The sequence below is a fragment of the Pandoraea norimbergensis genome, from assembly GCF_001465545.3.
Classification (GTDB): domain Bacteria; phylum Pseudomonadota; class Gammaproteobacteria; order Burkholderiales; family Burkholderiaceae; genus Pandoraea; species Pandoraea norimbergensis.
Genome location: NZ_CP013480.3, coordinates 3,222,560 through 3,239,443, shown reverse-complemented (window position 1 = coordinate 3,239,443; position 16,884 = coordinate 3,222,560). Strand labels below are relative to the sequence as shown.

Here is a 16,884-nt window from a genome sequence, read left to right as displayed (position 1 = left end):
TATGAAGTTGCACCTGATGACCAAGCAACATCTCTCCTCGTTTTTCCCTAAGTTCAAACGCAATGCTGCTGAACAAGTCCCACAGAGCAACGCCATCATTGGGAACACGCACTCCATGGACTACATCAATACGCCCCGTTCCTTCAAACAACCCGAGGCAATAGCGCAGCGACGAGGCATGCTGAACGAACCCCATATTGCCCCGTTAGTTGCCTATGTTGAGGGTCTTAGGGGCAAGCTACCAGAATGGGAATTTCAGGACTTTGATCCGGCAGATGGCGGCACTGATGCGGACATGCTTTTTCTCTTGGAGAAACCTGGCCCGATGACTTCAACATCAGGTAAGCGCATGGGCTCAGGTTTCATTTCTCGCAACAACGATGATCCGACGGCAGAGGCGCTTTTCCGTTTTATGAGCGAAGCAGATATCAGCAGAAAGCGAACGGTGCTATGGAACGTCGTCCCCGGGTGGAATAAAACCATCAAGGTCGGATCAACGGAATGGCGCGAAGGCGTTCAGGAATTAAACAACCTTGTGGCGTTGCTGCCCAATCTGAAAACCGCGGTTTTAGTCGGGCGCAAAGCGGGGAGGGCTGAGAAGTTGATGGCGTCGCTGGACATAAACATCTTCACATCAGCGCATCCTTCCCCAAAAGTAAGAAGCATGAATCGGGCGATGTGGGATCGCATACCTGAGCAATGGGCAAATGCAGCGAGTGTTCGATCGCGCACTACATGAGACTACCGGTCAGTGCCTGAGCGCCAAAGCGGGTATTTGCGTGGCGTCAAACGTATCACTTACCCACCCGCCGCCAACGTCCTCAACAACATCGGCACCTTGTCCTTGCTCGTGACTTGCACGCGTGAAATTAGCGCGTGATCGACCCGAGCAAGGCCATAAGTGCGCGAAATATCGCTTTGCATCCGTTGCCAGAGATGTGTCGTCATTTCCGCATCCACCATGGCCCGGTGAGCGCGTCCGGTTTGCGGCAGTTGCAGCATCGCCGCCAAGCTCGACAGCCGATGGTTGACCGCATTCGGATAGATCCGGCGCGCCGTCAGCATTGTGCACGCGAACGCATGATTCGCCGGGGTGCCGAGCAAGGCAAGCTCGGCTTGCCAGAACCGTTTGTCGAACCCGGCGTTGTGCGCAACGACCGGGCAGTTGCCCACGAACGCGACGGCCTCACGCATGACTTTCGACACGGGCGGCGCTGACGCGATCATGTCGTTCGTGATGCCGGTGAGTGCCACGACGTCGGACGGAATGCGTCGTCCCGCATTCATCAGGCTCTGATAGCGGTCGACAATTTGCCCGTCGCGCCACAACACCACGGCAATTTCGGTGGCCCGGTCACCCTGCGTGGGCGACAGGCCCGTCGTTTCGAAGTCAAGCACGGCAACAGTTTGCATACGTCTCTGAATCAAGAATTACTGAATTACTGAACGACAATTAACTTGGCACTTGGCGCTTGGCGAACACCGGCCTCAAATATTCATCAACGCCAACGTCGCCCGGGACAACTCCGAATCGGGTCGATTCAACTCATTGACCACTTCGAAGTGGTTCGCGCCTCGCACCCGAAACACCCCGGCAAGCCGGGCGCGCCCCGCCAGTGCATCGGCAAGCTCCCGGTTCTGGCGCTTGAACTCCGGACTCTCCAATGTCCCCCACGCGACCAGCGCCGGACAATTGGCCTTGTCCAGTTGCTTCATCGGGCTGAATTCAATCACCTGTGCCGGGCTCAGCGTCACGTACTTCCCGCGCACCGACAGGACAACCGGCGCGAGGTCGCCCATTCCGCTCATCACGACACCCCCCTTGAGCAACTGCGCAGGCGCACCGTGCGCTTTCCAATCGGTGGTGAGCATCACCGCCGTGAGATGGCCGCCGGAAGAATGCCCGGACACATAAACGCGCTCCGGGTCTCCTCCAAAGCGCCGCGCATTGGCACCCACCCACGCCAGCGCCCGGCGACATTGATCGACCATGCCGGGCAGGGTATTGCCCGGCATATTGTCAAAGTTGATCGCGATATAGATCGCACCCGCACCAACAAACGTCGGCGCCGGGCCAGAACTGTCGTCCTTGGAGAGCATCTGCCACGCGCCACCATGGATGAACACCATGATGGGCAGATTGCGCGCGCCCGGCGGGGCAAAGACATCGAGGTTTTCCGACGCCTTGCTGCCGTACGAATAAGTCGTCGGCGGTAACTTCTGCCGCACTTCCTCGCTGGTCCGCGCGTAGCCGTCGATCACCTGCTTGGCATTGGGCGCCCACACGGTCTGCGTGTAGGCGTCGTCCAACTGCTTCTGGGTGTAATCGAGAAAGACCTTCTTATCCTCGTCGTCCGCGTGGGCGAATCGGGACAGCGATGTGGCGGCCATGGCACCCAACCCATAGCGGACGAACTGACGTCGATCGATCATGAAGGTCTCTTATCTAGCGCTCGGTGTGCGCCAGATTCTACCAAAGCCGTGCGCTCAGAAAGCTGTCATCGCCTTGCGCTCTTCCTCCGTAAGGATCGGGCCATCGAGCGTGACCTGAGAGTGATCGTCCCTGAACTTCGCGATGATGGGTTTGAGCTCCGCCTTGATGTGCTTTTCGCTATAGCCGTTAAACAGATGGCCGAGCAGGCCGCGCCGCAAATCGCTGCTTCCCATGTACCAGTCGGCAATCGGGAACGTCAGGTTCATGTTGTATTTCATCATGATGCCCATGTTGTGATGAGCGGTGTGATGGCGGCGAATGGTATTGATAAACGGCATGTTGCGCACGAACCAGTTCTCATGACAATGGCAGCAGTAGTGAAACGTTTCATAGATCACGTACTGGCCGACCATCGTCAGGAAAACCATCCAGCCCGCATTTGTGTTCAGGATCAGCGAGGTGACGTAACCGAAGACGCCGCCGCCCACGCCGAGCGTAATCAGCACGCGCCACGGAAAAAACACGATCCGGAATTCACGCGTCGTATCGATCGTCGACAACTGATCGGTGAAGTACTGGTGATGCTGCCGCGTATGGCGGTTGTAGATCTCGCGCAAGCCCCAGACATCCACTCGCCGGTGCATCACAAACCGGTGCATGAACCACTCGACGAAGTTGCCCGCCAAAAACACCGGCACGATCAACAACCATTCCCACGTCGGCTGCTGCAACCGGCTCACCGCGTAAGTCACTGCGCCAATGGCCACGATGTACATCACGACGATGTGCAGGAGACCGTTGTACAGCGGGCTGATATCGGACTTGTACTGCTCTCTGAACTTCAATTGACGCTCGGTAATCACGGCGAGTCTCCTGCGTTTTAACGATGAAAAATTAACAAGTGCGCGACTAGTGCGACACGTCCTCCAGCGATCGCCCCTTGGTTTCGACGCCGAGTAACAACACGGCCAGCGCGGCGATGACGAAGGAGAGGGCACCCATGGTGAACACGCCCGTCTGGCCCCACGTCGGCAGCAGCACACCGATGGCGAAGGGGCCGGCCAGCGACCCGACGCGTCCGATGGAGGACGCAAAGCCGGAGCCGGTGGCGCGCATGCGGGTCGGGTAAAGCTCGGGCGTATAGGCGTACAGCACCGACCACATGCCGAAGAGGAAGAACTGCATCATGAGACCCGCAGCGATCAACTGCTCGATGGGCGCTTTATTGCCCGCTGCCTGCCCATAGAGATAGGCCGCCACGGCGCTACCCAGCAACATCAGCGCACACGTCGGCTTGCGTCCCCATTTCTCGAGCAACCATGCAGAAAAGAGGAAGCCCGGAATGCCGGCGAGCGAGATGTAGACGGTGTAGAGCACCGACTTGGTGATCTCGTAACCCGCTTGTTGCAGCAGGGCCCCCAGCCACGTCGTCAGTCCGTAGTAGCCGAGCAGGGCGAAGAACCAAGTGGTCCACAACATGACCGTGCGTTTGGCATAGATGCCGCGCCAGATCTCGGCGAAGAGCGCTTTGCGGTCAGACTGAACGCGCGGCGCGCTCGCGGTGATGACCGGCTCGGGTAGCTTGCGTCCGTAGGCTTTTTCCACTTTGGTTTCGATGTGGTCCATGACGTCGGCCGCTTCTTTCATGCGCCCGGTGTCTTCCAGCCAGCGGGGCGACTCCGGCACCATGCGCCGGATGACAAACACGAAAATCGCCGGGACAGCCAACGCGATGAAGATGCCGCGCCAGCCGATCACGGGCAGCATGAAATAGGCGAACACGCCCGCAGCAATGAAGCCGATGGGCCAGAAGCCCTCCAGAATGGCCACGTACTTGCCACGGCTCTTGGCCGGCACGATCTCCGAGACCATCGACAGACCGATCGGGAACTCCATCCCCATGCCGAAGCCGAGCAGCACGCGGTACAGCATCAGCGAATCGACGTTGTGCGCGAAGCCGCACATCAGGCTGCCGACACCCCAGAAAATCATACTGATCTGAAAGATCGGTTTTCTGCCGAACTTGTCCGCTAGCAGACCCGCTGTCGCGGCTCCCACAAACATCCCGAGGAAGCTTGAACTGGCAAGCAGCCCGGCTTGCGACGCGGACAGACCGAACTCCGCCTTGATCGAACCCAGCACGAACGTCATCAATCCGAGATCCATCGAATCGAAAAACCAGGCCGTGGCAATGATCGAGAAAAGACTGCGCTGATAACGGGTCATCGGTAGTCGCTCAAGCCGGGCGACCACGTCAACACCCAGCCGCGACGCGGCTGCGGACATATTCATATTGGTGTCTCCTCCAATACATCTAGCTAATGATCAACTAACATATTAGACATCGAGACGCAAAGCGGCCGGTGGTCCGGTCGTTGATGTGTAGTGTCTTTGCGGCGCAGCCGTGAAAGGACGAATCGAATTGAATCGATCCGACGCGATCAGGCGGCTGTCAGTCTCTCTGCCTTCTCGTCTCGAAGCGCTCCTTGCCATGCGTTGTCGATGATTTGCGCATAGCCTTCTTCGATATTCCCGACGGGGAATGCTTTGGCCAACCGAGTCACGCCGAGTGAGTCGGAGAGCAGGTCTTTCAGTGATGCACGCGCGATGCCGAACGCGTTGAGATCGGTAGGGATACCCAACTTGCCGACGAGATCGCGCAGCAGGCGGGGCAATGCGCGAACCGCCTGCACGTCATCGGCGGCGTCGATACCGAACATTCGGGAGACTTCAAGCAACTCGGCGTGGCGCGATTCGCGCAAGAGATCGATGGCATACGGCAGCACCACCGCGTTCGTGGCACCGTGAGATTTGTGCGTGAGCGCCGCGACGCCGTAAGCAATGCCGTGGACCGCGTTGAGTCCCGCACTGCCGTAGGACATCGCCGCATAGACGCTCGCGTAGCACATGCCGACGCGTGCCTTCACATCGTTGCCATTCTCATAGCAGCGCAACAGATACGCCGCCGCCAGCCGGATCGACTCACGGGCAAAGAGCATCGTGAGGCCGCTGCGGCCGCTGTAACCCGGGTCGGCGCTGCCGTTGCGGTCGAACCGGCTGGAGTCGAGCGTGACGAACGATTCGAGCGCGTGCGTGAGGGCGTCGATGCCGGACTCGGCCGTGACCTTGGGCGGGCAGGTGAACGTCAGTTCGGGGTCAACGGCGGCGATGACCGGCCGCAGGCGATTGTCCATCACGGCCGTCTTGATGCCGGTCGCCGGATCGAACAGGATGGTGCCCGGCGTGAGCTCCGAGCCGGTGCCGGCGGTGGTCGGTACGGCGATATGGTCGATAACCGGCGAGTCACTGGTGACACCCGCGCCGAAGTCTCGAATGGGGCGCCCGTCGGGGAGCGTGACGCACAACGCTTTGGCCAGATCGATGTTGCTGCCGCCGCCCAGCGACACGACATGATCGGGGCGTTGCCCGTCGAGTATGCGGCGCAGTTCAACGGTGGCTTGATCGCAAAGGTCGGTGGTCGGGTCGGGTTGGCCACCGGTGTAGACATCCACGTGGACCCCAAGCTGTGCGCACGCTGCCACGTATTCGCTCACCCAAGACGTCTTATCGGCGAAGAAGCGGTCGGTGACGAGCAGGCCCCGACGGTAGCCAAGACTGTGCAGCAGTTGGGGAAGCTTATGGCGATAGCCCAGTTCGATGATGAGCCGGGAGGGCGCACAAAAGTGGATGCAGTCATCGATTCTCATGAATTTTCCTCTCGGTTTAGCGGGGGCTGCGACGGTGCAGTGTGCTCGGTCAGAAAAGCCCGCACGGCGGCACCGACGTCTTGCGTGTTCTGCGTCAGGAGGGAATGGCGGGCGCTGGGAATCACATGCAGCGTCGCGTCACGGATGCCCTCACGCATGCGATAGGCATGTGCGACGGGGCAGTCTTCGTCGTCGCTGCCATGAACGATGAGGGCGGGCATGGTGACCTGAGCCAGATTCGGGAGATGTGAGACCGTTTTGAGCGCCTGCCACGTCCACGCAACGACCTGCGGGTGTGCCGCGCGCGTGAGTCCCAGACGGATCTCCCGCTGCCGTATCTCGTCGAGCAACGCGCTCCCCTCGGACGCCTCGAACCAGCGCACGTCATTCAATTGCGCGGTGCCGGACATCAGCATGACGGCCACCGGCGGCGCTTGTCGTGCTGTGCCATTCGCCAGTTGTGCCATCAGTTCGAAGATGACGGACACGCCCATGCTCCAGCCGGCCAGTACGTAGGGGCGAGCGCCGATTTCCTGTGCGATGACGCCGCTAACAAGCCGCGCGAAGGCATCCGCACTGCACGCCTCTGGGGCGGTCGGAAATGCCGCATCACCCGCATCACCCGCATCACCTCTACCGGGCAGGTTCGGGAGAATGAAATGGAAGGTGTCGCCAAGCGCGGTCGCGAGCGGTACCCACGAATCGCTCGTCCCCTGAATGCCGTGCAGGGCCACCACCGGAAAGCCGTCGGGCGTTCCTACGCGCCGAATCTCCATGACTAGCCTTTTGTTTGAGTAATATATTAGTTGATGAATAATAGCACATCAGTTTGATCGAGCAAGCGGCACGGACACCGGGAAAGCCCGGGGTAGCGCACGGGAGGGGCGTCGTGAGAGGACGTAGAAGCAGGTGATATACAATTAATATTTGCTCTGAATCTCGACCCAATGGCGACAAAAAAAGCGACACCACGCAAGGAAAAACCAGAAGCCGCCGCGCCGGATCCACGCGTGGAGGCGATCCCTCGCGGTCACATGGTCGATCGTGCTTACGAGTGGATCGAAGAGGCGATCGTGACGCTGCGGCTCGCGCCCGGCTCGACGATGTCGGAGTTGCAGTTGAGCGAGATGACGGGCTTTGGCCGCACGCCGATTCGCGAGGCGATTCAACGACTGGCTCGCGAACATTTGATCGTGGTGCTGCCGCAGCGCGGGCTGCTCGTGCCGCCGATGGATGTGGGCAAGCAGTTGCGACTGCTGGAGACGCGGCGCGAAGTGGAGCGGCTGATCGCCAGAAGCGCCGCGAAGAAGGCCACTGCCGAGCAGCGTGAGCATTTCACCCGTCTGGCGAAGGAGTTCAAGAGTTCTGCACGCAGCGGCAAGGATGTGGAGTTCATCCGCGCCGACCGCGAATTCAATGAACTGTGTCTGGTCGCGGCACGCAACGAATTCGCCGAAGGTGCGATGCGGTTGCTGCACGGCCTGTCACGCCGTTTCTGGTACTACCACTACAAGGAAGCGGCCGACTTGCCAACGATGGCGCGTCTGCATGCAGAAGTCGCCGAAGCGATCGCCGCCGGTGAAGTGAAGCGGGCAGGTGATGCGCTCGACGCGCTGCTGGACAACATCGAGGAATTCACGCGAGCCACGGTGCTGGGTGACCGGGCATAACGCCTATCGCGAACGTCAGTACGTCGCCTCATAAAGAAAGCCCCACCATGACGAGACATGGCGGGGCGTTTTTGTGCGCGCGAGGGAGGCTTACACCGAGCGCGTCAGTCCGCCATCCACGCGAAGGTTTTGGCCGGTGATGTAGCCACCGCCTTCCGACGCGAGAAACGCCACCGTTGCGGCAATTTCCTCGGCTTTGCCGTAGCGCTGCATCGGCACGCTGTCGCGGCGCGTGTCCTGTTGCGGCAGGCTGTCGATCCAGCCCGGCAGGATGTTGTTCATTCGCACGTTGTCCTTCGCGTACTTGTCGGCAAACAGCTTTGTGAACGACGCGAGCCCCGCACGGAACACGGCGGACGTCGGGAACATGTCGCTCGGCTCGAACGCCCATGCGGTCGAGATATTGATGATCGCGCCCGCTTGCTGCTTCTGCATGATCGGCGTCACCAGCCGCGTCGGACGAATCACGTTCATCAGATACGTATCCATCCCGCGATGCCAGTCGTCGTCGCTGATCTCGAGAATCGGCGCGCGCGGACCATGCCCGGCGCTGTTGACCAGCACGTCGATACGGCCCCAGCGCGAGACGGCGGCATCGACCAGTGCTTGCAGCGATTCAACCGACTGGTTCGAGCCCGTGACGCCCACGCCGCCCAACTCGGCGGCGAGCGCCTCGCCCTTGCCGGACGACGACAGAATGCCGACCTTGTAACCGTCTGCCGCCAATCGACGCGCTGCCGCCGCACCCATGCCGCTACCGCCTGCCGTCACCAACGCCACTTTTTCTACAGTCATGCTGTTATCCTCCAGAGGCACCGGCCGCCGCCACCATGGCGTCCCGACGCTAATAACCAAAGAAAATCAAGAAATCCACGGATGAAAGCGTAACATCCCACGTCCTGGTTGATGCACCAGATTTCAACGCTTGATCCAGTAGAAAAACTACACCATGTCCGAATCGTTTGGCCGTCTCCCGTCGCTCAATGCGTTGCGCGCCTTCGAGGCGGCGAGCCGGCATCTGAATTTCCGTATTGCCGCCGAGGAACTGGGCGTGACGCAGGGCGCGGTCGCGCAACAGATTCGGGGACTGGAAGCCGAGTTGGGCATGAAATTGTTCGAACGCCATCCGCGCACGCTCGCGCTCACGGAGAATGGGCGACGCTATTCCAGCAGCGTGCGCCGAGCGTTCGAAGTGCTCAGTGAAGCGACGCAGGCGTTGCGGCCGGAACCGTTTCGGCTGACGATCAGCGTGACGCCGACGTTCGCGGCCAAGTGGCTGATTCCGAGGCTTCCGGCGTTTCTCGCCACACACCCTGACATTGATCTGCGCATTCTCGCGACCGACCGGCTGTCGCATTTTCAGGCCGACGCCGTCGATCTCGCCGTGCGCTACGGCCGCCCGCCGTTCGGCGGTGGCGTAAGTGTGGAGTTGCTGTTCGAAGAAGTGCAGGTCGCCGTCGCCAGCCCACAATTGCTCGCTACCGCTGGGCATCCCGGGCCAGCGGGCACGCTTCACGGCCACGCCTTGCTGCACGATGCGCACAACGCGTGGCCGCAGTTCCTCGATCAGGCCATGCCGAAGTCACTTTCCTCGGTCGCGAAAAACATCCGATTCAACCAGACTGCACTCGCGATCGACGCTGCTGTCGCCGGGCAGGGGCTGGCCCTCGCCCACGCGGACTTCGTTGCCCCGGACGTCGCGGCCGGGCGGCTCGTACGCCTCTTCGACACCGAATTGCGCACGGGCGCGGGCTTCTACATCGTGTCGCCGCGTCGTCAGCGTCACGCGGGGCAGGTGGCGAATGTGCGCGATTGGCTTTTGCAGGAGACACGACTCGCGGGTTAGGATTTCGCTAAACGCAATCGAAGACTCTCACCTGCCATGGCCTATCCCGATCTGAATTTGCTTCACGCGCTCGACATTCTGCTGGAGGAGGGGAGCGTCGTGGGCGCCGCCCGGCGTATGCACCTGAGCCCGCCGGCAATGAGCCGCACGCTCAGCCGTATCCGCGAAACGCTGGGCGACCCGGTATTCGTGCAGGCTGGGCGCAAGTTGGTGCCGACGCCGCGCGCGCTGGCGCTGCGTGAACAGGTCCGGCTGGCGGTCGAGCAGGCAACACAGGTCCTCTCGCCGAGTGCCGAAGTCGATCTGAAAACGCTGGAGCGGCGCTTCAACGTGCGCGCCAACGATATCTTCGTCGGCATGCATTCGGGCCGCCTGCTCGAAGCGATGTCCAACGAGATGCCGCACGCGATGCTGCGTTTCGCCCCCGAAGAGGACGATATCGACGACGAGGCGCTTCGCAGTGGGCGCATCGATCTTTTCATCAGCGCCTCGCGTCAGCTCGGGCCGGAAATTCGGGTGCAATCGCTGTTCACCACGCGCTTTGTGGGCATCGCACGCGACGATCATCCGATCTTCGACGAGGACATTACGCCCGAGCGAATCACTCACTGGGGGCATATCGGCGTATCGCGGCGAGGGAAGTTCGCGGGGCCGATCGATACGGCGCTCGACGGGCTCGGACTTCGCCGTCACGTGGCGCTCGTGGTCTCGACCCCGTTCACGGCACTGTTCGCGCTGCAAGACTCGGACTTGTTGCTGGCGTTGCCGTCTGATCTTGCTCATAGCGCCATCTCGGCGGGCATGCGCATTCGCGCGTTCGATCTGCCGGTGCCGCTGGAGACCGTGGTGCTCACGCAGGCTTGGCACCCGCGCTTTCAGGCGGACCCGGCCCATCAGTGGCTGCGCCGCACGATTCGCGAGCTGTGCGGGGATCTGCCAGCCGCCGCGTAATCATCGTTGCGTCTGGCGCACTTATCAATTCCAATCAAGTCACTTTTCGCAGCGTAGCGGTGGCCCCTACAGTGGTGATCAACATCACTTCCGTAAAGGGTCATCGTGCAATCCGCGTCATCGCAGACGGCGACTAATGCAGGGGCAACATCGCCCGGCCGCCTGAGCACCCGGTTACTGGGCTTTCTCGGGCGGTTCGATCTGAGCTCGCCGCGCGCTACCTACGTCTTACGGTCCATCTTCGCCGCGTGGCTCGCCCTCGTCGTCGCCTATGCGCTGGAACTGGAGATGCCTTACTCAGCGGCATCGACGGTCCTGCTCGTCATCCATCCCATTCAGGGCGCCGTCATCGGGAAGGGGACGTGGCGTGTGCTCGGCACCCTCGGCGGCATGGTCGTGTCTGTGCTGCTGATGAGCGCATTCGGGCAGACGCCATGGCTGTTTCTGCTGGGCTTCGGCTTTTGGCTCGGGCTCTGCGTGACGGGCATGACGCTGCTCCGGCACTTCCGGGCGTCGGGCGTGGTGGTCGCGGGCTACACGGTCGGGCTGGCAACGTTCGGCGCGCTTGAACATCCGCAACTGACTTTCGAACATGTGATCGGCCGGGGCTCGACGGTCATGATCGGCGTCGTGTGTCTGGGGCTGGTGTCGGCATTGTTCAGCCGCCGCAGTGTGCGCAGCAAGTTGGACGCGTTGCTGGGCCGGTTGTCGGCCCATGTCGCGGAGGCGCTGGCCACCCAGCATGACGTTGGCGGCGCTGACGTGAGCGGCACAACCTCGCCACGGATCGCACCGGCCCGGCGGCACCTGATGGCCGAGATTTACGGCGTCGATGATTTGCTCTCGCTCGGCAAGGCCGAATCGTCCGATCTGGCGCATCGCGCGGACGCCGTGCGGCACGCGATGGCGTCACTCTTTGCGGCGCTGGCGGGTAGCGCCTCATCGGCGGGGCGTGAGGGCGAAGCGTCGCCGCACTGGTGCGACACGCAGTCCATGCTCGCCACCGCGTGGCGCGAGGCCGGACAGGCCGTCGCAGCGGGCGATACAGGCTTGTCGCGTGCCGTGGACGTTCTGCGTACCGCGCAGGCGCGTCTGTCGGCAACGCTCGATGCGCAGTCGAGCGTCACGTCACCGACGCCCCCCGCGCTTCATATCGCCGTCGACCGGTTGATCGAACAGATTGACGACTATCTCGCCGCGTTGGAAGGCCTCGCGTCGCTGCGTCGAACACGTCCGCGAGTGGCATCCCGACGCGGCGCACTCGTGCCGCCCATGTCTCCCATGTCTCCCGTACGCCCGGTGCATTTCCATCGCGACGTCCGCGCCGCGTGGCAAAACGGCCTGCGCGCCATGCTGACGCTGGTAGGCACCGGCGCGTTCTGGATTGTCACGGGGTGGCCGCATGGCGACATGATGCTGTTGATCGTTGCGCCGTATTGCGCGTTGCTGGCGACGGCACCCAACCCGGCGGCCGGGGCGTTTCAGTTCGTCAAGGGCACGGTGATTGCGGTGCCTGCGGCGTTTGTCTGCGCGTTCGTGATCCTGCCGCACATCGAAGGCTTGCCACTGTTGCTCGTCGTGCTGGCCGTGTTCTGGCTGCCGGGGATCTACGCGACGACGATGCCGCAACATGGGCTTGCCGCGTTGGCGTACCTCGTTGGTTTCAACACGCTGACGGGGGCCGATAACCCAATGCACTACGACGTCGCGTTGTTCCTGAATTGGTCGATTGCGTGGGTGCTGGGCACGCTCTTCGCATGGATGGGCTTCCGGTTGTTCCTGCCGCGACAGTTGCCCCGCGACATCGCACGCCTGCGCGCGCGTATTCGCGATGAAGCCGTGCAGTTGTTGCGCGTGGGCAGTCTTGCGGCCACCTCACACAACGCACACGTCTGGCAACGCCGACAACAACATCGAATCGCGCAGTTGGGCGCGTTGCTCAAGACGCAGCCGGACGCCATGGATCGCGCGATTGTGGACGCGCTGGCGAGCCTGCATCTCGGCCGCGAAATTCATCGCCTGCGTGCGTGGTTGCAAGGCGAGGGCGGCGACGCCTTGTGTCGCCAGATCATCACGACAGCCCTCGCTCGCATGGCACGCCGTGCGGACGATCCGTCACGGGCTGCACGTCACGCCCGTGATGCCGCCCGGCGTCTTTCCGTGGTGCAGGCAGATGCGGCAAGCGTCGCCACCGACGTCCCCCGACTCATTGCCGCGCTGACCGATGCCGCCGATTTGCTCGACGCTCACGCCAGCTATTTCTCAACGTTGCCTCCGGTGCGTACCCATGCTCAGTGAAGTTGCCGTGGCGGGCATCTATTTGCCGCCGTTCTTCGTTTATGCCTGCCTTGCCGTGCCGCTTTTCCTCGGCGTGCGCTTCGTCCTCGCACGCACCGGCGTGTTACGGCGCGTCTGGCACCCGGCGCTCTTTGAGTTCGCCATTTCCCTCTGTCTGGTTTCTGTCTTGATGCTTTATGTCTAATCGTGCGTTGTGGTTCCGTCCGGTCGCGAAAGCGGCGGGCACCTTGGCCGTCGTTGGTCTGGCGGTGGTTCTTGTGGTTGCACTGTGGCGCGCTTACGTCGTCGCGCCATGGACGCGCGACGGGCGCGTGAGTGCCGAAGTCGTGCGCATTGCGCCGGAAATCTCCGGCACCGTGCAAGACGTGGCCGTCGTCGACAATCAGTTCGTGCGGCGCGGCGACCTGCTGTATCGCGTCGATCCCGAGCGTTTCAGACTTGCCGTCTCGCAGGCCGAGGCGCAGTTAAGCGCAGCGCGCGCCATCTTGCAGCAGAAGCAGCAAGACGCCCGACGCCGGCGCGGGATGGATGATCTGGTGCCCGGCGAAGAGATTCAGCGCGCGGGTCAGGCGGTGGCGATTGCCGTGGCGGATCAACGCCGGGCACAGGTCGCGCTCGATGTTGCGCGACTCGATCTGGCGCGCACCGAGCTGCGCGCGCCGGTCGACGGTTACGTCACCCATCTGCGCCTTCGTCCGGGCGATTACGCTGTTGCGGGACACGCCAGCATTGCGTTGCTCGACGCGCACAGCTTCTGGATCACGGGCTATTTCGAAGAGACGAAACTGCGCGGTATTCACGCGGGCGCTCCGGCACGCATCCGGCTGATGGGCTTCGATGACCTGATTGATGGTCACGTCGCGAGCATCGGGCGCGGCATCACCGATGCCAACGAGCGCCCGGATTCGCAGGGCCTGCCGAGCGTTGAACCCACGTTCAGTTGGGTGCGTCTGGCGCAGCGAATTCCCGTGCGCGTCGCCATCGACCGCGTGCCGCCGGGGATCGTACTGGCCGCCGGCATGACGTGCAGCGTCGATGTTGGCCCGTCAGGGCAGGGTGCCGCACCGAAAGGCGCGCTGGCCAGTCTGCTGATGCGGTGGATGTCATGAGCGCTGTCTTGATTTCGGCCGGCTCCCGGCGACGCCAGCCGGTGCGCGCGAGGGTCCTTGCCACATTGCTTGCCCTGCTGGCGACAGGCTGCACGACACTCGGACCCGACTACCGCAGCCCTCATATCGATGTGCCGTCGCAATGGCATGAAGCGCAACAGGGGCACGATGGGCGCGGCGAATTCAGTGCTGCCCAGCAGGATCAACTGCGCACGTGGTGGCGATCTTTCAACGATCCGATACTCGACCGGTTGGTCGATGCTGCGCTGGCGGGCAATCAGGATCTCGCGATTGCGCGAACGCGGCTGACGCAAGCGAGAGCCGAGCGCATTCAGATCGCCTCTGGGCTCGGGCCGACAGTCTCGGTCGGCGGCGTCGGGCAAGCGTTGCGTTCCAGCGAGCGCCTCGACTGGCCGCCCGGCATCGGCGGATCGCGCACATGGCGGGCCGGTTTCGACGCCAGTTGGGAGCTGGATTTCTTCGGCGGCACGCGCCGCGCGGTGGAAGCCGCCGACGCGCAAATCGATGCCGTGACCGACGACGCGCACGCGGTACAGGTGAGCCTGCTTGCCGAACTCGCCGCCGACTACGCCATGTTGCGCACGGCGCAGGCGCGGCTTGCCATTGCTCAGGAAAACATTCACAACCTGACGCAAGGGGAGCAGCTTGCCGAGCGGGCGCTGGCGCATGGCCTCGGCACGTCGGCTGACGTGGCACAGGCGCGCGCCGAGCGCGAGACGGCGCAAGCGTTGCCGCCGCAACTGGACGCCGAAGCCGCCCGGCTGAGCCATGCCATTGGTGTGCTGACGGGGGGCTTCTCTGGGGACTGGCGCGAGGTGCTGGCGCAGCCGTCGCCACGGTTACCCGTCACGCCGTCGCTGCCGCTGTCGATGCCATCGGAGGTGATGCGCCAGCGTCCCGACGTGCGTGCCGCAGAGCGCAGGCTGGCTGCTGCGACGGCGCAGATCGGTGTCGCGGAGGCCGCGCGCTTTCCTCATTTCAGCATTCCATTGAGCCTCGGTACGACGGCCAGTCTGCTGAGTGACCTGTTCTCGGGCGCGAGTCTCGCGTGGTCCGCAGCGTTGCAGGCGAGCCAGACGGTCTACGACGGCGGGCGCGCACGTGCGGGTGTCACGGCAGCCCAAGCACAGGCGGACGCGGCACGACTCGCCTATGAGCGTGACGTGCGGCTGGCGTTACGCGACGTAGAAGATGCGCTCACCGGGCTGAACAGCGAGCGCGCGCGGCAGATTTCGCTGGCGGCGGCCGTGAGCGATAGCCAGCAGGCCCTCGATCGGGCAACGCGGTTGTATCGCCGTGGACTTAGCGGCTATTTGCCGGTGCTGACTGCGCAACGTACGGCAAATCACGCGCGCGATGCGCTCGCCTTGAGTCAGGGCGGTGAGATGCGTAGCGCGATCGCGCTCTACAAGTCGCTCGGCGCGGGATGGGGCGAGGCGGTGAACTGACCGCCCCGCATGCCGCAATCATTCATGCATTCGATTCACGCATTTCATTCAACACGCAACAGGAGTTACTGACCATGCCACTCGATCCACAGATGTTTTCGATCCACGACATACGCGAGTTGCCGTTTGTCCTCTTCAATCAGCAGGCCGCCGAGCCCGGCTATGCCCGTCAATGGGAGGCGGAAATGGTCGCACTCGTGAACAACGGCGAGCCATTCGTGGTGGTCTACGATCAGTTGAAGGCGGATGAATCACATGAAGACCGCAAGCAGCGCGCCGTCTGGCTCAAGCACAACAAGGCGGCGCTGGCCGAAGTGTGCAAAGCGCTCGTGAGCATCGAGCCCGACGACGCCCAGCGCGCCATGGTCAAGGCGATGGGCGAGACGGCGGTCAAGGCATTCGGCATCGCTCATGAAGCCGTCGCGACGCGAGAGGAGGCCCTCGCGCTGGTCCGCCGCCTGACGTAATGCAGGCTTGCGCATGGCGGACGACCGGCTGCGGGCAGGAGGTGGGTGGTGTCAGAAGAGGTGCATTACAGTCATTCGAGCGACATTCCGGGCCTGACGCTGGGCACGGCGCGTTTCGCCGAGTTCCGTTTTGCGCCTCACTACCATCTCGACTGTCATATCGCGCTGATCGCCAGCGGCGTGCAACGGCAAACCATGCGGGGTGAGTCGTTGGTGCTGACCCGAGGCACGATCCAGCTCATGCCGCCGGGCGAAGTTCATGACGGCACGGCAGGCGCCGAAGCCTCGTACACGCTCCAGACGTTTCGGCTGTCACCTGCCTTACTCGACGGTCTCGGTGAAGAAATCACGGGCAAGCACTATTTCCCGTCGCAGGCCGCCGTCCTGCTTCAGGACGCGAGCCTTGCCGAACAACTGCTGGGCATCCATGCGGCCTTGCGCCAGCCCTGCGGCGACATCATGCGTAGCGAAACGCAGGTGCTTTCGCTGCTTGAATCGCTGTTTGCCCGCATGCGGCGGCCGGCACCGCTGGCGGTCGCGGGGGCGCTGTCGTCGCAACAATTGCAGCGCGTGCGCGATTATGTGGAGGCCCATGTCGCGGAGAAGATCGTGCTGGAGGACTTGTCGGGTCTGGTTGGCCTCGACCGGTTCCGGTTTCTCAAGTTGTTCAAGCACACCATCGGCATGACACCGCACGCGTGGCTGCTGCGAATGCGGCTCGAAAAGGCCGTGGCGCTGATGCATGCGAATCGCGAGATGCCTATGACGGATGTCGCGCACGCCGTCGGGTTCTTCGATCAAAGCCATTTCACGCGCGCGTTTCGACAGGCGTACGGGGTGACGCCCGCGCGGTTCTGATGCCCAAGAGACGCCCCGATCAATTTTTTACAAGGCGATTCGGGTAACTGCCGGTAGTCTTCTGTCCAGTGCCCG

Annotated in this window: 17 protein-coding genes; 10 read left to right on the top strand and 7 right to left on the bottom strand. The window is 62.5% G+C overall.

Annotated elements, in window-relative coordinates:
* Position 1: 1 nt before the first annotated feature.
* Complete coding sequence (locus tag AT302_RS14075; protein ID WP_237171929.1) at positions 2–739, top strand: uracil-DNA glycosylase; 738 nt, start codon at positions 2–4, stop codon at positions 737–739.
* Positions 740–798: 59 nt separating this feature from the next.
* On the opposite strand, the gene AT302_RS14070 is transcribed toward AT302_RS14075, so the two are convergent.
* The 6 genes from AT302_RS14070 to AT302_RS14045 all read right to left on the bottom strand — a co-directional run bounded on the left by AT302_RS14070 (position 799) and on the right by AT302_RS14045 (position 6,917).
* Entirely contained in the window at positions 799–1,413 is a 615-nt protein-coding gene (locus tag AT302_RS14070) for a 3'-5' exonuclease (RefSeq protein ID WP_058378955.1), read from the bottom strand.
* Positions 1,414–1,488: 75 nt separating this feature from the next.
* On the bottom strand, positions 1,489–2,433 hold the full coding sequence (locus tag AT302_RS14065; RefSeq protein ID WP_218918962.1) for an alpha/beta hydrolase: 945 nt from the start codon (positions 2,431–2,433) through the stop codon (positions 1,489–1,491).
* Between the two features lie 54 nt (positions 2,434–2,487).
* Positions 2,488–3,297 (bottom strand): hypothetical protein, encoded by an 810-nt coding sequence (locus AT302_RS14060; protein ID WP_058378954.1) that lies wholly within the window; start codon positions 3,295–3,297, stop codon positions 2,488–2,490.
* A gap of 46 nt (positions 3,298–3,343) precedes the next feature.
* Positions 3,344–4,726 carry an MFS transporter gene (locus AT302_RS14055; protein WP_058378953.1) on the bottom strand — a complete coding sequence of 461 codons (1,383 nt, stop codon included), beginning with the start codon at positions 4,724–4,726 and terminating at the stop codon, positions 3,344–3,346.
* A 149-nt stretch (positions 4,727–4,875) separates the two neighbouring features.
* Positions 4,876–6,141 carry an iron-containing alcohol dehydrogenase gene (locus tag AT302_RS14050; RefSeq protein WP_058378952.1) on the bottom strand — a complete coding sequence of 422 codons (1,266 nt, stop codon included), beginning with the start codon at positions 6,139–6,141 and terminating at the stop codon, positions 4,876–4,878.
* Positions 6,138–6,917, bottom strand: coding sequence for an alpha/beta fold hydrolase (locus AT302_RS14045; protein WP_058378951.1), 780 nt, complete (start codon positions 6,915–6,917; stop codon positions 6,138–6,140). The genes AT302_RS14050 and AT302_RS14045 overlap by 4 nt, the downstream gene beginning before the upstream one ends.
* A 258-nt stretch (positions 6,918–7,175) precedes the next feature.
* Between AT302_RS14045 and AT302_RS14040 the strand changes: the two genes are divergently transcribed.
* Positions 7,176–7,811 (top strand): GntR family transcriptional regulator, encoded by a 636-nt coding sequence (locus tag AT302_RS14040; protein ID WP_174554628.1) that lies wholly within the window; start codon positions 7,176–7,178, stop codon positions 7,809–7,811.
* A 90-nt stretch (positions 7,812–7,901) separates the two neighbouring features.
* Here AT302_RS14040 and AT302_RS14035 read toward each other — a convergent pair whose 3' ends face one another.
* Positions 7,902–8,606, bottom strand: a complete 705-nt coding sequence (locus AT302_RS14035) for an SDR family oxidoreductase (RefSeq protein WP_058378949.1) — start codon at positions 8,604–8,606, stop codon at positions 7,902–7,904.
* Positions 8,607–8,760: 154 nt separating this feature from the next.
* Here AT302_RS14035 and gcvA point away from each other — a divergent pair, with 154 nt between their 5' ends.
* From gcvA to AT302_RS13995, 8 genes are all read left to right on the top strand, one after another.
* Positions 8,761–9,657 carry a transcriptional regulator GcvA gene (gene gcvA / locus AT302_RS14030; RefSeq protein WP_058378948.1) on the top strand — a complete coding sequence of 299 codons (897 nt, stop codon included), beginning with the start codon at positions 8,761–8,763 and terminating at the stop codon, positions 9,655–9,657.
* A gap of 36 nt (positions 9,658–9,693) precedes the next feature.
* The gene (locus AT302_RS14025; RefSeq protein WP_058378947.1) at positions 9,694–10,608 is read left to right on the top strand and encodes a LysR family transcriptional regulator; all 915 of its coding nucleotides are present in this window, start codon (positions 9,694–9,696) and stop codon (positions 10,606–10,608) included.
* 105 nt (positions 10,609–10,713) lie between these two features.
* Complete coding sequence (locus AT302_RS14020; RefSeq protein ID WP_237171928.1) at positions 10,714–12,906, top strand: FUSC family protein; 2,193 nt, start codon at positions 10,714–10,716, stop codon at positions 12,904–12,906.
* Positions 12,896–13,090, top strand: a complete 195-nt coding sequence (locus AT302_RS14015; RefSeq protein WP_058378946.1) for a DUF1656 domain-containing protein — start codon at positions 12,896–12,898, stop codon at positions 13,088–13,090. The genes AT302_RS14020 and AT302_RS14015 overlap by 11 nt, the downstream gene beginning before the upstream one ends.
* On the top strand, positions 13,083–14,015 hold the full coding sequence (locus tag AT302_RS14010; protein WP_058378945.1) for an efflux RND transporter periplasmic adaptor subunit: 933 nt from the start codon (positions 13,083–13,085) through the stop codon (positions 14,013–14,015). The genes AT302_RS14015 and AT302_RS14010 overlap by 8 nt, the downstream gene beginning before the upstream one ends.
* On the top strand, positions 14,012–15,484 hold the full coding sequence (locus AT302_RS14005; protein WP_084656233.1) for an efflux transporter outer membrane subunit: 1,473 nt from the start codon (positions 14,012–14,014) through the stop codon (positions 15,482–15,484). The genes AT302_RS14010 and AT302_RS14005 overlap by 4 nt, the downstream gene beginning before the upstream one ends.
* Positions 15,485–15,558: 74 nt before the next feature.
* Positions 15,559–15,951, top strand: a complete 393-nt coding sequence (locus tag AT302_RS14000; protein WP_058380326.1) for a hypothetical protein — start codon at positions 15,559–15,561, stop codon at positions 15,949–15,951.
* Positions 15,952–15,999: 48 nt separating this feature from the next.
* Positions 16,000–16,809: an AraC family transcriptional regulator gene (locus AT302_RS13995; RefSeq protein WP_058378944.1), complete on the top strand. Its 810-nt coding sequence runs from the start codon at positions 16,000–16,002 to the stop codon at positions 16,807–16,809.
* The last annotated feature ends 75 nt before the right edge of the window (positions 16,810–16,884 follow it).

What these genes read in the sequence shown, in the direction of transcription:
- AT302_RS14075 (WP_237171929.1), top strand. Translation starts at nt 2, where the DNA reads ATGAAGTTGCACCTGATGACCAAGCAACATCTCTCCTCGTTTTTCCCT.
- AT302_RS14000 (WP_058380326.1), top strand. Translation starts at nt 15,559, where the DNA reads ATGCCACTCGATCCACAGATGTTTTCGATCCACGACATACGCGAGTTG.
- AT302_RS14040 (WP_174554628.1), top strand. Translation starts at nt 7,176, where the DNA reads ATGGTCGATCGTGCTTACGAGTGGATCGAAGAGGCGATCGTGACGCTG.
- AT302_RS14035 (WP_058378949.1), bottom strand. Translation starts at nt 8,606, where the DNA reads ATGACTGTAGAAAAAGTGGCGTTGGTGACGGCAGGCGGTAGCGGCATG.
- AT302_RS14050 (WP_058378952.1), bottom strand. Translation starts at nt 6,141, where the DNA reads ATGAGAATCGATGACTGCATCCACTTTTGTGCGCCCTCCCGGCTCATC.
- AT302_RS14025 (WP_058378947.1), top strand. Translation starts at nt 9,694, where the DNA reads ATGGCCTATCCCGATCTGAATTTGCTTCACGCGCTCGACATTCTGCTG.
- AT302_RS14015 (WP_058378946.1), top strand. Translation starts at nt 12,896, where the DNA reads ATGCTCAGTGAAGTTGCCGTGGCGGGCATCTATTTGCCGCCGTTCTTC.
- AT302_RS14005 (WP_084656233.1), top strand. Translation starts at nt 14,012, where the DNA reads ATGAGCGCTGTCTTGATTTCGGCCGGCTCCCGGCGACGCCAGCCGGTG.
- AT302_RS14010 (WP_058378945.1), top strand. Translation starts at nt 13,083, where the DNA reads ATGTCTAATCGTGCGTTGTGGTTCCGTCCGGTCGCGAAAGCGGCGGGC.
- AT302_RS14065 (WP_218918962.1), bottom strand. Translation starts at nt 2,433, where the DNA reads ATGATCGATCGACGTCAGTTCGTCCGCTATGGGTTGGGTGCCATGGCC.
- gcvA (WP_058378948.1), top strand. Translation starts at nt 8,761, where the DNA reads ATGTCCGAATCGTTTGGCCGTCTCCCGTCGCTCAATGCGTTGCGCGCC.
- AT302_RS14070 (WP_058378955.1), bottom strand. Translation starts at nt 1,413, where the DNA reads ATGCAAACTGTTGCCGTGCTTGACTTCGAAACGACGGGCCTGTCGCCC.
- AT302_RS14055 (WP_058378953.1), bottom strand. Translation starts at nt 4,726, where the DNA reads ATGAATATGTCCGCAGCCGCGTCGCGGCTGGGTGTTGACGTGGTCGCC.
- AT302_RS14045 (WP_058378951.1), bottom strand. Translation starts at nt 6,917, where the DNA reads ATGGAGATTCGGCGCGTAGGAACGCCCGACGGCTTTCCGGTGGTGGCC.